We start from the raw sequence: 12,630 nt of genomic DNA, 5'->3' as shown, positions 1-12,630 counted from the left end.
TCGACCCACGTTCGTGACGACCGCGATCCGCCCCTCGGTCCTGCGGGGCTTGGGCCGTCGGGCAAATCAGTGATTGGGCCTCACGGGCTTTTGGTGCGTCAAGCGACTTGCTGCTTGCCGGGCAGACCTCTCATATCCGGGAAAGCGCCAGGCCGAGGTAGGCGATGAGCGCGCCGGTGCTGAGGATGACGACGACGAGCGCCTGCTCTGAACGTGCCTGCAGGGTTTTTCGGCTCACGGCAATGACGCTCCATCCTTCAAGATCATGCTGTCCAACTCACGTCGGCTGATATCCGTTCCGGTTCCTGTCGGGGAACTTTCATTCGTGTCAGCTGCGTGGGCACGCCGGGGTCGCGTCTCGTCGCAGGGCAGAAACGCGCAACGCCGCCCGCATTGAAATACGACGGGCGGCGTTGGTTCTAGCCCAGGAGGAATGGCAAAATCCTGACGTTATGGATACGCGCGAGCGAGCAATAAGGTTCAGTCTTCGACCCGTATGAATCCGGTAACTCCGAAGGAGCCAAGGAAAGCGCCGGGGCGAGGTCTAGGATGGTGTGACCAAGTTGCTCTGGCCTCAGCGTGTACCCCCTCGCTGGGGCCTTTCTTTGCGCAGCGATCTCGGTGGTGCGGCTAGCAATGCAAGCCGGCCCCCGCCGCGGGCTCACCGTTCGCCCAGGTCGATCTGCGTCAGGATGCCTTGCCGGAGCGCGAGGCGGACCAACTCGATGTCCGTGCCGACGCCGAGCTTGTCCTTGATCAGGGAATGCAGGTTCGCGACCGTCTTGGGGCTGAGGTGCAGCGCCTCGGCGATCTCGTCGGTGGTCTTTTCCGCGAGCAACATGCGCAGCACCTCGAATTCCCGCGCGGTCAGGAGGTCGGCGGCGGCGGTCTCGCCGGCGAGGCGGCTGAGCGCGAGCTCGTGGTCGATATCCGGACTGATCGCGATCTTGCCCGACAGCGCATCCATCACCGCGTGCACCAGCGTCTCCGGCGGGCTGGTCTTGGTGACATAGCCGCTCGCGCCGGCGCGGATCGCCTGCACGGCAAAGGCCGCGTTCTGGTGCATGGTGAAGACCAGGATCTTTGCCCGCTTGTCCCACTGCCTGAGGCGCCGGATGGCTTCGATGCCGCCGATGCCGGGCATCGACAGGTCCATGATGACGAGGTCGGGCCCGGTCTCCTTGTAAAGGCGGTAGGCCTCGACGCCGTCGGAGGCTTCGGCGACGACGGAGAGCCCTGGCTGCTTCTGCAGCATCGCCCGGTAGCCCTCCCGAACGACGGCGTGGTCGTCGACCAGCATGATGGTTCGCGCCGTATTGCTCATGCCGCGCGTTCCACCGGTGCGGCCTCTCGGCTGGCTGCGACGGGAACGCTGACGCGGAGCGACGAGCCGTTGGGCTGTCCGGCATCGAAGCTCAGCCGCCCGCCCAGCGCCGCGACCCGCTCACGCATGCCGAGCAGGCCCATGCCGGACTTCACTTGAGGATCGCCGGGCCGGCCATCATCGTCGATCGCGAGCACGATTTCGCGGCCGCCGCCGGCCGAAGCCGTCTCGCGCATCTCAAGCCGCAGCATGACGCGCGTGGCGCCGGCGTGCTTGGCTGCGTTGGTGAGCGCCTCCTGCACGATGCGGTAGAGGTTGGCGCCAATGGAGGCGGGGATGCGCTCGAACGATCCCGATGTGGCGATCTCGAACCGCGGCTGTCCCCGGCTGCGGCCGTTCCAGCCGGCGATCAGGCCCTCCAGGCTCGCCGCGAGGCCGAGTTCGTCGACATCGGGCGGGCGCAACCTGAAGAGGGCGCCGCGCAACGTCTCCATCATGTCGGTCGCGGTCCGCGCGATGCCGTCGCATTCGGTGAGCAGGGCCGGGCAATCCTGCACCGCGGTCAGGCGCGCCGAGGCGGCGAGCGCGCGGATCGCGGCCAGCGATTGCCCGAACTCGTCATGCAGCTCGCGTGCGAGATGCTGGCGCTCCTCGTCCTGCACCAGGATCAGTTTTTGCGTCAGCGCGTTGCGGTCGGAAAGCGCGGCGGCGAGGCGCTCGGCGAGATGATTGAAGACGTCGCCGATCGCCGACAATTCGGCGAGATCGAACGGCGGCAGCCGCGCGGCGAGGTCGCCTGCGGCGATCCGCTCGAGCCCGTCGCGGATCAGCCGTGTCGGACGCAGCGCACGCGACAGCGCCGCATAGACCAGGGCGCAGAGTAGCGGCAGCGCGAGCATCAGCACCGCCATCAGCCGGCCGGCATCGTGCCAGGCCTCAGTCGTCAGCACCGCCGGATCGACCCAGACCACGGCCTCGCCGATCGCCTGGCCGCGCGCAATCACCGGGCGCACGGTCTCCCGGCCGGGATCGAACAGGCGGCGATAGAGCGCCGCAAAGGCCTGCGGCGGCGCGGCCGTATCGGTCTGCGTGCCGCCGCAGAAGCGCTGGCTGATCTTGCCGCTGTTGCTGCGAAACGCGAGGCACAGGCCGGGCGCCATGACCGAGGTGGCAACGCTGTCAAGATCGGGGAAATCGGAGCGCGGATTGTTCAGCCACTGGATCTTGCTCTGCTGCAGCTCCAGCGTCCTGGCGGCGACATCGGCAACGGCAGCGATCCTTGCGCGCACCGAGCGGTCGGCCTCGATCAGGAAGAAGCCGGAGATCGCTGCAAAGCAGAGCATCGACACGGCAGCCACACGCAACGTCAGCCGCAGCTTCAGATCGCTTCCGGACCAATTCCGCATCGGCGTATCCTCAGAGGTCGCAGACGACCTTCGGCGCCCGTTCGCAGGCAGGGCCGTCACGCTCATTAAACGGCAGAAAGGAAGCGTCGAGAAGCGTCGCCTTGGGGACGGACCGCGGTCGTGAAATTTTCCCGGCAGCGGCCGGGAGGCGCTCCGCTGCGGCGCGGCGGCCGCCGGCCTAGGCTGCGATCGACCCCGCGCAAGCACCTGAAAGGCCTCGATCATGCGCCAGTCCCGCTTCGTTTTGCACGCCCTTGCGTTGATCGGCCTTCTGGCCGGACCTTGTCCGCTGCGCGCCGAAACCGCCGCCGTGGCTCCCCCGCTTGGCGTCAGCATCGATGATTTCAGCTATGTCGATACCTCGGGCGAGGTGATCGATCAGACCGCCGTGCATCAGAAGCGGCTGGATGCGTTCATGGCCGCGCTGCGCGCCGATGTCGCCGCGGAGCCGCGCTATCGCCTGGTGCCGTCAGCGGCGCCCGCCGGCGAGGCCCAAATCAAGGTGGTCGGCGGCGTGCAGAAGATGAGCACGCTGGTGCAGTGGGCCAAGGTGGCGGTCATCGATGTCGGCGCGAGCCGTGTGCTGTATGAAAAGCTCTACACATTTCGTGGCGACAATGACGAGGCATGGGACCATGCGCGGATGTTCGTGTCGCGCGAGGTGCGCGCCGTTCTTGCCGCTGCGCCGCCGACGGCACCGGCCGCCGCCGTGGCGCCGATCGGGCTTGCGGTGTTCGAGTTCGAGCTCGAGGACAATTCCGCGGCACCGTCGTCCGGCCTTGCCGGCTCCGATGCCGCCACGCTGGCCGATGTCACCCAGGGCGTCCGCGACCGGCTTGCGCAATCGGGCCGCTACCGCCTGGTCGATACCGGCGGCGCAGTTGCCGAGCCCGTCAAGGCGCGGGCGCTGCGCGACTGTGACGGCTGCGAGGCGGCGATCGCGCAGAAGCTCGGCGCCGATCAATCGCTGATCGGTGTGATCAGGCGGGTCAGCCGGACCGAATACACGGTCGGCTTCCAGGTGCGCGACGCCCGCAGCGGCGCGGTCGTCTCACGCGGCGACAGCGGCTTGCGGATGGGCGCCGATTATTCCTGGACCCGCGGTGCGGTTCACCTGGTCGGCGACCGCCTGCTCGAGGGCGGGGCGCAGCAGTAGCGATCCGGGTGCGGATGTCTCGGGGCTGTGGTCGCAAGCTCGGCAGGCGGACCATAGCAAAGCGCGATAGCTGATAGACACATCATCTTCTATCGCCGGGCCTGTGTGTGGGCTATCACCGCCATCCGATCACCGCACAGGAGCCGCCGATGCGTTTGCCCGCCATCCTTTTCGCTCTCACGCTCGCCGCGAGCCCCGTGGCAGCCGAGGAGCTGTCGGGCACGCTGCAGAAGATCAAGGAGACCAGGAAGGTCACGCTGGGCTTTCAGGAGGCCTCCGTTCCCTTCAGCTATCTCGACGACAATCAGCGGCCGATCGGCTTCGCGCTCGATATCTGCCTCAAGATCGTCGATGCCGTGAAGAAGGAGCTCGGCATGCCCGACATCGCGGTCGACTATCTCCCGGTGACCTCGTCGAACCGCATCCCGCTGATGGTCAACGGCACCATCGATCTGCACTGCTCGGCGACCACCAACAGCGCCGAGCGCCAGAAGCAGGTGACCTTCACCAACTCGCATTTCCTGAGCGCGACGCGCTTTGCCGCCAAAAAGTCCGCCGGCATCAACACCATCGACGACCTCAAGGGCAAGTCGGTCACCGCCGTTGCAGGCTCGGTAAATCTGACGCAGCTCATCAAGGTCAACACCGAACGCAAGCTCGGCATCAACGTTCAGCCGGCCAAGGACCAGGCCGAGGCGTTCTTGATGCTGGAGACCGATCGCGCCCAGGCCTATGCGCTCGACGACGTGCAGCTTGCGGTGGCGATCGCGCGATCCAAGCAGCCGGCGCTATACATGATCAGCGAGGAGGCCTTCTCGAAGGCGGAACCCTTCGGCATCATGCTGCGCCGGGAGGACGCGCCGTTCAAGGCGCTCGCCGACCGCGCCACGGCCGAACTCTACCGGAGCCCGGAGATCGAGGTCATGTACAAAAAGTGGCTGGAGCAGCCGACCCCGCCGAACGGCATCAACTACAACGTCCCGATCTCGCCGGCGCTGCGCCACGCGTTCGCCAATCCGAGCTCGAGCTACGATCCTGATGTGTACGAGGTTGCGAAGTAGCGCCGCTGTCGTAGCCCGCATGAGCGAAGCGACATGCGGGTCTTAATTGTGGGCGCCGATGCAGCGGCCCCGGATATCGCTCGGCTCATCCGGGCTACGTTTCGTGGTCGGATATTGTTTTCCGCGCCAAGCCGTCAATCCTTGGAACGGCTTTTCGCGCACGACGCCAAAAACGAAATAGCGTCTCATATACATCAGCGGTTTTTCTCCTAAGCTTGCAGCAATTGTGACTGCTGATCAGGAGCTCGCCGGTGACCACGCCATTTGTCCTTTCGCGACGTTCTGCGCTCGGCGTACTCGCCGGAAGTCTGATTGCCGGCAGTGCGCGCGCGGAAACGGGGGCGGGTGGGGGCGCCGATCTCGGCGGCGTCACCTTGCGGGTGGCGTATTACAAGGGCGGCTGGCGTCCGCTGCTGCAGGCCGCCGGCGAGGACAAGACGCCCTACAAGATCGAATGGAAGGAGCTCAACAACGGCGTGCTCCACATCGAGGCCCTGAACGGCGATGCGCTCGACGTTGGTTCGGGCAGCGAGATTCCTGCGATGTTCGCCGCGCGCCAGAACGCCAAGGTGCGCTTCATCGCCGTTACCCATGAGGATCTCAACATCCAGGTCACGGTGGCGGCAAAGGACGCGCCGATCCACTCGATCGCCGACCTCAAGGGAAAGCGCGTCGGCTATGTGCGCGCGACAACGGCGCATTACTTCCTCGCGAAACAGCTCGAGGAAGCCGGGCTCGCGTTCAGCGATATCGAGGCCATCAATCTGACGCCGTCCGACGGCTACTCGGCGTTCGCGTCCGGCAAGCTCGATGCCTGGGCGATCTATGGCTACAACGGGCAGCTCGCTATCGCCAAGCAGGGCGCGCGGCTGCTCAAGACCGGCGTCGGCTATCTCTCCGGCAATTTCCCGATCTACGCCAATCCGAAGGCGGTCGACGATCCGCTGCGCCACGCGGCCGTGAGCGACCTGTTGCTGCGCGTCCAGCGCGCCTATGCGTTCGCCAACAAGAATTTTCCCCTGTATGCAGCGGCGCAGGTCGCCGAAACCCATCTGCCGTTGCAGGACATTCTCGACCAGTTCGCCCGCCGCAGCGACGACTTCTCGCTGGCTGGTGTAACGCCTGATGTGCCTGACACCCACCAGAAGGTCGCCGACACCTTCCTCAAGCTCGGCGTGCTCGACGCGCGCGCCGAGGTCGGAAAATTCTGGGATACGAGCTTCAACGACGCAATCGCCGCGGGCGCAGCAAGACTTGCGCGGAGTTGACGGCCGTCGTGAGGGTGTAGCCCATATGGGCTAGGTGATGGACGGGCAGGTTGCCGGAGATCGCGGCATTCTTCGTCGCAAAATTCCGGTCCAGCTGGAACTGCAGATATTTGCGACCCCAGCGTGACGGCTGGGGCCGCAGGAGGTGTTGTGTGCCTCTGGGGCAATGATCAGAGCACAGCCCCCGAACGGCACACAGACGAGAAAGTTCCAGCACGGCTGCCGCCGGTTGTGCCGTGCTGCCATGCAGACCGGAGAGCTTGCAGGACGCGCCAGGTCCGTACGATGATGATCTCGACCACGTTGAATCGAATGCGGGTCAGGTAGACAGCCCCGGTAGCGGCCTTCAAGGTCCCGGGGCCAGTTTTTGTTCGCAGCTGATGGTTGTCGCTTATGCTGATTGTTGCTCGGAGCTGAAATTGAATCACGACACGTTGGCCAAGCTCACCGTCACCATCATCGTCCTGGTTGCGCTGCTGGTCTGGCGTGTTGCCGACCAGAAGAAAGCGATCGCATGCGGGGTAGACTGCCCGACGGACCTGTCGGCGAACCGGAAGCCCGCTCAATAAGAGCAGCTCGTTGATCGATGTCGCCTCGGTGTTGTGCGCCGCGCGCCTCTATCCGCCGTCGCGAGGTGCGTATATCGTCGGCGCCAAACACAAGATCGACCCGCCGCGCCGGGTAACGACGTGAAGTGAGGAAGCGATGTCCGATATGCTGCTGTTTTCGCCGATGACCATCCGCGGCGTCACGCTGAAGAACCGCATCGTGGTGCCGCCGATGCATCAGTATTCGGCCGAGAAGGGCTTTCCGACCGACTGGCATCTGATGAATGCCGGCAAGTTCGCCGCAGGCGGCGCCGGCCTCGTGATCGTCGAATCGACCAAGGTCGAGCGTCGCGGTTGCGGGACGATCGGCGATCTCGGCATCTGGGACGACCAGTTCATCGCGCCGCTCAGCCGGCTCGTCAGCTTCATCAAGCAGCAGAACGCAGTGGCCGGCATCCAGCTCGGCCATTCCGGCCGCAAGGCGCGCGCAAGCCGTCCCTGGGAGGGTGACCGTCCGCTCGAACGCAGCGCCGCAATCGAGGATTGGGACGCCTGGACGCCGGTGGCGCCGAGCGCGATCGCTCATAGCGAGCGCTGGCCGGCGCCGCGCGCGCTGGAAACGCATGAGGTGAAGGACCTCGTCGCGGCCTGGGGGCAGGCGGCGCGCCGCGCGCATGAGGCCGGGTTCGATGTGCTCGAGCTGCACGGCGCCCATGGTTATCTCGTGCACGAATTCCTCTCCGCGCGCTCGAACCAGCGCAGCGATGAATATGGCGGCTCGGAAGCCAACCGGATGCGCTTCCTGATCGAGGTGACGGAGGCCGTGCGCGCGCACTGGCCGGATCACAAGCCGCTGTTCGTGCGGCTGTCGGTCGAGGACAATGCCGGCTGGGGTCCGGAGCAGAGCGCTCGGCTGGCGGCGATCCTGAAGGGGAAGGGCGTCGATGTGATCGACTGCTCGTCGGGGGGAATCAGCGAGATGGCGCCGATCCTGGGCAAGGAGATCAAATACAACTATCAGGTGCCGCTTGCGGAATATGTTCGCCGGCATGCCGATATCATGACCATGGCGGTCGGCCTGATCATCCATGGTGACCAGGCCGAGCAAATCCTGCGCAATAAACAAGCAGATTTGATCGCGGTCGGCCGGGAGATCCTCAATAACCCGAACTGGCCGATGGATGCCGCGCTAAAACTCGGGGTTGAAGGGCCATTTCGCCATGTTCCCCCGCAGTTTGGCTATTGGCTGGGCACCCGGGCCAAGCGCGGATTCGGGACCCGGCCGTCGACCTGGCAGAACGGGTTGCGGGAGGCTGGGCCAGAGGCCGACCGGGAGCTGACTTGAGGCTGATTTGGTGCTGACTAAATGCTGATTTTGGGGCTGACCAGGGCATCGTGACAGGACCGTAATGGTCCAGTGACAAGGCGGCCTTGATCCGACCAAAAAGCCGTTGTGTGGTGCCCCCGTCGGGGTGGGGCAGGCGAACGTTGCGGAACGTTGCCGGCCGATAGCGAAAAAGGATCGCGGATAATGCGCAAACATGTTGGCTTCTTCCTCGGGACGGTTGCGGGAGCGTGTCTGACCCTGCTCGTGGCCTCGCCGCAGGGGGCGCATCTGTTCGCCGTCGCCAATGCCGCCGCGCATGCCGACAACACCTATTCGCAGCTCAATCTGTTCGGCGAGGTATTCGAGAAGATCAAGACCGACTACGTCGAGAAGCCCGAGGACTCCAAGCTCGTCGAAGGGGCGATCAACGGCATGATCTCCTCGCTCGATCCGCACTCCCGCTACATGAACGAGAAGGGCTGGGCGGAGATGCAGGAGACCACGCATGGCGAGTTCGGCGGGCTCGGCATCGAGGTCACGATGGAGGACGGCTTCGTCAAGGTGGTGGCGCCGATCGACGACACGCCGGCCTCGCGCGCCGGCATCATGTCGGGCGACGTGATCACCTCGATCGACGATGAGCAGATTCAGGGCCTGACGCTCGACCAGGCCGTCAACAAGATGAAGGGCGCGCCCAACAGCTCGATCCGGCTGAAAATCATCCGCAAGGACGCCGACAAGCCGATCGAGGTCTCGATCACCCGCGAGATCATCCGCGTCCGCCCGGTGAAGTATCACGTCGAGGGCGGCGACATCGGCTATATCCGCATCACCTCGTTCAACGAGCAGACCACCGAGGGCCTGCGCAAGGCGATCGGCGAGATCCAGAAGCAGGTCCCGCAGGACAAGCTCGACGGCTATGTCGTCGACCTGCGCAACAATCCGGGCGGCCTGCTCGACCAGGCGGTCTCGGTGACCTCGACGCTGATGCAGCGGGGCGAGGTGGTCTCGACCCGCGGCCGCAATCCGGAAGAGACCCAGCGCTTCACCGCCCATGGCGGCGACATGACCAAGGGCAAGCCGCTCGTGGTGCTGATCAATGGCGGCTCGGCTTCGGCCTCCGAGATCGTCGCCGGCGCGCTGCACGACCACAAGCGCGCGACCCTGATCGGCACCCGCTCGTTCGGCAAGGGCTCGGTACAGACAATCATTCCGCTCGGCGCCGGCAATGGCGCGCTGGCGCTGACCACGGCGCGGTATTTCACCCCGTCGGGCCATTCGATCCAGGCGCTTGGCATCAAGCCCGACATCGAGGTGCTGCAGGACGTGCCGGACGAGTTCAAGACCCGCTCCGAGATCAAGGGTGAGGCCTCGATGCGCGGCCATCTCTCCGCCGAGGGCGCCGAGCAGACCGGCTCGCAATCCTACGTGCCGCCGGACGAGAAGAACGACAAGGCGCTGGCCGCGGCGTTCAACCAGCTGCGCGGCGTCACCGTGAACGCCGACGCCAAGAACGCGGACAAGGCCGCGCAGAAGCGGCCGGTGCCGAACTAGGCGCGGACGTTTCCTCACGACGTCGTGGCCGGGACGTCTGGCGCGAAGACGCGCTTCGCGCTTCCGTCCGGGCATGACAAATAGGTCGCCCAGTCCTTCCGAAACTCACGCCGCGCCGGCGACAGGCCTCCGCCGGCGCGTGGCGGTTGGACCTGCAGCGGGGCCGCGGCGGTGCCCGGCCAGGAGCTCGCGGATCTGGGCGGCCGGCTTCGGCGGGCTGAACAGGTAGCCCTGCATTTCCGAACAGCCGAGCTCGCGCAGCAATTGCTGCTGCTGCGCGGTCTCGACGCCTTCCGCCGTCGTGGTCATGCTGCGCTCGGCGGCGATGTTGACGACGGCCTCGACGATGCCGGCCGAACCTTGCGGATCGGCGATGTCGGTGACGAAGCAGCGGTCGATCTTGATCTTGTCGAACGGAAAGCGCTTCAAATAGCTCAGCGACGAATAGCCGGTGCCGAAATCGTCGAGCGCGATCCTGATGCCGATGGCGCGGAGCTGGTGCAGCGCGGCCAGCGCCGTCTCGTCATCGCGGATCAGCACCGCCTCGGTGATCTCGAGCTCCAGCCGGCCTGCCGACAGGCCCGATGCCGCCAGCGCCGCGATCACCTTGAGCGCCAGCGTGCCGGTCCGGAACTGCACCGGCGAGACGTTGACCGCGAGCTTGACGTGATCGGGCCAGTTCACCGCTTCCTTGCAGGCCGTCATCAGCACCCATTCGCCGAGCTGGTTGATCAGGCCGGTCTCCTCGGCGATCGGCACGAAGTCGGCCGGCGAGATCATGCCGCGCACCGGATGGCGCCAGCGCACCAGCGCCTCGCAGCCGGTGATCTCGTTGCTGCGCAGGTCGACGCAGGGCTGGTAATACACTTCGAGCCCGCTGCCCGCGGCGATGGTCTGCCGCAGCTCCACCTCGAGCTCGCGGCGGGCGCGGGCATCGGCGTCCATCGCCGGTTCGAAGAACCGCGAGACGCGTCGGCCGGCCGACTTTGCCGCATACATCGCAAGGTCGGCGTTCTTCAAGATCTGGTCGAGATCGGTGCCGTCCTTCGGCGCCAGCGCAATGCCGATGCTGGCGTCGGTCGTGACCTGGTGGCCGAGGCATTGATAGGGCGAGCGGATGACCTCGTAGATGCGCGCGACGAGGTCGGTGACCTCGACCTCGTTCTTCACGCCGGTCTGCACGATCGCGAATTCGTCGCCGCCGAGCCGGGCGACGAAATCGCCGTCGCCGATCACGCCGGATAGCGTCCGCGCAACGGACTTGAGTAATTCATCGCCGACCATGTGGCCGAGTGAGTCGTTGACGCCCTTGAATTCGTCGATATCGATATAGAGCACCGCGAGCTGGCTGTCGGGAGCGACATGCGGCAGCTCGCGCTTGATCTCCTCGTGGAAGAGCGCGCGGTTCGGCAGGTCGGTGAGAGCATCGTAGTGGGCAAGATGCGTGATGCGCTCCTCGGCGCGGCGCCGCTCGGTGACGTCCTCATGGGTCGCAAGCCAGCCGCCATCGGCCAGCGGCTCGTTGACGACCTGGATCGAGCGCCCGTCGGGCGTCGCGATCACCATGGTGTTGCGGATGCCGACGTCGCGCAGCACGAGGTTGACGTAGCGCTCGACGTCGCCCTGGAATGAACCGGTCAGGTGGCGATGCACGATGACGTCGCGGAAGCTGCAGCCGGGCCGGATGACGTCGGCGGACAATCCGTACATCTCGATATAGCGCTTGTTGCAGATCACCAGCCGCTGCCCGGCATCGAACAGCAACAGCCCCTGCGTCATGTTGTTGACGGCGGTGTCGAGCCGGAGCTTCTCCAGCGTCAGGCGCTGCTGCTGGGTGCGGTGCTGCTGCAACAGCTTGCGCACCACGAGCGTGAGCAGGATCGCGATCGCCAGCACCGATGCTGCGGTCACCGCGATCAGGATGCCGATCTGCTCGCGCCAGTTGGCGAGCGCCGCGTCCGTGGTGGTGGTGGCGACAACGACGATCGGGAATTTGGTGAGCGCCCGCGACGACACCAGGCGGTCCTTGCCGTCGACCGGGCTGGTCAGCCGCGAAGTGCTCTGCGGCAGCTCGAACACCTGCTGCTGACCGGCCGGGCCGCTCCGAAAATTCTTCCCGATCATCTCCTCGACATGGGGATAGCGCGCCAGCAGCGTGCCGTCGCGATGGTGCATCGAGATCGCGGCGCCTTCGCCGAGCGCAACGGTCGAGAAGAACTTCTCGAAGGTCGCCGGCTCGATGCCGCGCCCGACCACGCCGAGGAACTCGCCATGCGGGCCCGTGACCTTGCGGACGATCGCGGTGGTCCAGTTTCCGCTGACGCGGCTGACTACCGGCGCGACCATCATGTCGGGCGAGTAGGGGCTGGACTTGAAGATATTGAAGTAGTCGCGATCGGCGATGGAGGCCTGCGGCAGCGGCCAGGCGCCCGAGCTGTTGATCAGCACGCCATCGGCGTCGAACACGTTGAGGCTGCCGACATTGGACAGCGCGTCCATCTTGGACTTGAGCATCGCATGGATGTCGGCGGCCGACATCCGGCGCTTGTAGTTCTCCGGCGTCGCGATCCCGTTGTCGCGCATGAACGCGATCAGGTCGCGCTGGACCACCTCGAGGTCGTCGAGCTGCTGGTCGAAATGCCGTGCCAGCAGCAGCACGGTGTTCTCGAGCTCGCGCTCGCTGTTGTGCAGGGCGCGCTCGCGGAAATTCTCGGCCATCAGGGTGGCGCCGATCGCGATCGCGGCCATCAGCACGGCGCCGCCAAGGATCAGCCAGCGGATCGGACCACTGCCGATCACCGAGGTGACGTTGAACGAGGCGCTGCCGTTTTGCTTCATCTATCGTTTCCAGGCGTTTCACCCGGAAGTAGCTTTCGCGCACCTCCGGCCCGCGAAAGTCGTATCCAAACGAGATGGAGCGCGGGTTAGCGAGATTGGTTAACGAATGGTTGCGCGTCTTCGCGAAAGGCGCTGTCGCGCAACGATC

9 protein-coding genes are annotated in these 12,630 nt (G+C 65.5%); 6 read left to right on the top strand and 3 right to left on the bottom strand.

All coding sequences use genetic code 11. From position 1 onward, the window contains the following. Nucleotides 1-661 precede the first annotated feature (661 nt). Together ACVIGB_RS09000 and ACVIGB_RS08995 are read right to left on the bottom strand one after the other, a co-directional pair. Nucleotides 662-1,324 carry a response regulator gene (locus ACVIGB_RS09000; RefSeq protein ID WP_456722932.1) on the bottom strand — a complete coding sequence of 221 codons (663 nt, stop codon included), beginning with the start codon at nucleotides 1,322-1,324 and terminating at the stop codon, nucleotides 662-664. Next, nucleotides 1,321-2,730, bottom strand: a complete 1,410-nt coding sequence (locus ACVIGB_RS08995; protein WP_456722933.1) for a histidine kinase — start codon at nucleotides 2,728-2,730, stop codon at nucleotides 1,321-1,323. The genes ACVIGB_RS09000 and ACVIGB_RS08995 overlap by 4 nt, the downstream gene beginning before the upstream one ends. Before the next feature lie 223 nt (nucleotides 2,731-2,953). Here ACVIGB_RS08995 and ACVIGB_RS08990 point away from each other — a divergent pair, with 223 nt between their 5' ends. The 6 genes from ACVIGB_RS08990 to ACVIGB_RS08965 all read left to right on the top strand — a co-directional run bounded on the left by ACVIGB_RS08990 (nucleotide 2,954) and on the right by ACVIGB_RS08965 (nucleotide 9,644). Beyond that, nucleotides 2,954-3,886, top strand: coding sequence for a DUF2380 domain-containing protein (locus tag ACVIGB_RS08990; protein ID WP_456722934.1), 933 nt, complete (start codon nucleotides 2,954-2,956; stop codon nucleotides 3,884-3,886). A 149-nt stretch (nucleotides 3,887-4,035) separates the two neighbouring features. Further along, a complete protein-coding gene (locus tag ACVIGB_RS08985) occupies nucleotides 4,036-4,947 on the top strand; it encodes an amino acid ABC transporter substrate-binding protein (protein ID WP_456722935.1) in 912 nt (303 codons plus the stop codon). A 251-nt stretch (nucleotides 4,948-5,198) separates the two neighbouring features. Beyond that, nucleotides 5,199-6,215 (top strand): ABC transporter substrate-binding protein, encoded by a 1,017-nt coding sequence (locus tag ACVIGB_RS08980; RefSeq protein ID WP_456722936.1) that lies wholly within the window; start codon nucleotides 5,199-5,201, stop codon nucleotides 6,213-6,215. Nucleotides 6,216-6,634: 419 nt separating this feature from the next. After that, complete coding sequence (locus ACVIGB_RS08975; protein WP_456722937.1) at nucleotides 6,635-6,784, top strand: hypothetical protein; 150 nt, start codon at nucleotides 6,635-6,637, stop codon at nucleotides 6,782-6,784. A gap of 136 nt (nucleotides 6,785-6,920) precedes the next feature. Next, the gene (locus ACVIGB_RS08970; RefSeq protein WP_456722938.1) at nucleotides 6,921-8,108 is read left to right on the top strand and encodes an NADH:flavin oxidoreductase/NADH oxidase; all 1,188 of its coding nucleotides are present in this window, start codon (nucleotides 6,921-6,923) and stop codon (nucleotides 8,106-8,108) included. A gap of 186 nt (nucleotides 8,109-8,294) precedes the next feature. Further along, a complete protein-coding gene (locus ACVIGB_RS08965; RefSeq protein ID WP_092114580.1) occupies nucleotides 8,295-9,644 on the top strand; it encodes a S41 family peptidase in 1,350 nt (449 codons plus the stop codon). A 105-nt stretch (nucleotides 9,645-9,749) separates the two neighbouring features. Here the strand turns inward: ACVIGB_RS08965 and ACVIGB_RS08960 are convergent, their stop codons facing one another. Continuing rightward, nucleotides 9,750-12,482, bottom strand: coding sequence for a bifunctional diguanylate cyclase/phosphodiesterase (locus ACVIGB_RS08960; RefSeq protein ID WP_456722939.1), 2,733 nt, complete (start codon nucleotides 12,480-12,482; stop codon nucleotides 9,750-9,752). Between the last annotated feature and the right edge of the window lie 148 nt (nucleotides 12,483-12,630).

The sequence above is a fragment of the Bradyrhizobium sp. USDA 4341 genome (genome assembly GCF_054063755.1).
Note: the sequence above shows the minus strand (reverse complement) of the source record. Positions and strands in the feature narration are given on the sequence as shown.

Excerpts from the sequence above, each read along its gene's own strand:
- ACVIGB_RS08990 (WP_456722934.1), top strand. The coding sequence starts at position 2,954 with ATGCGCCAGTCCCGCTTCGTTTTGCACGCCCTTGCGTTGATCGGCCTT.
- ACVIGB_RS09000 (WP_456722932.1), bottom strand. The coding sequence starts at position 1,324 with ATGAGCAATACGGCGCGAACCATCATGCTGGTCGACGACCACGCCGTC.
- ACVIGB_RS08995 (WP_456722933.1), bottom strand. The coding sequence starts at position 2,730 with ATGCGGAATTGGTCCGGAAGCGATCTGAAGCTGCGGCTGACGTTGCGT.
- ACVIGB_RS08960 (WP_456722939.1), bottom strand. The coding sequence starts at position 12,482 with ATGAAGCAAAACGGCAGCGCCTCGTTCAACGTCACCTCGGTGATCGGC.
- ACVIGB_RS08985 (WP_456722935.1), top strand. The coding sequence starts at position 4,036 with ATGCGTTTGCCCGCCATCCTTTTCGCTCTCACGCTCGCCGCGAGCCCC.
- ACVIGB_RS08970 (WP_456722938.1), top strand. The coding sequence starts at position 6,921 with ATGTCCGATATGCTGCTGTTTTCGCCGATGACCATCCGCGGCGTCACG.
- ACVIGB_RS08965 (WP_092114580.1), top strand. The coding sequence starts at position 8,295 with ATGCGCAAACATGTTGGCTTCTTCCTCGGGACGGTTGCGGGAGCGTGT.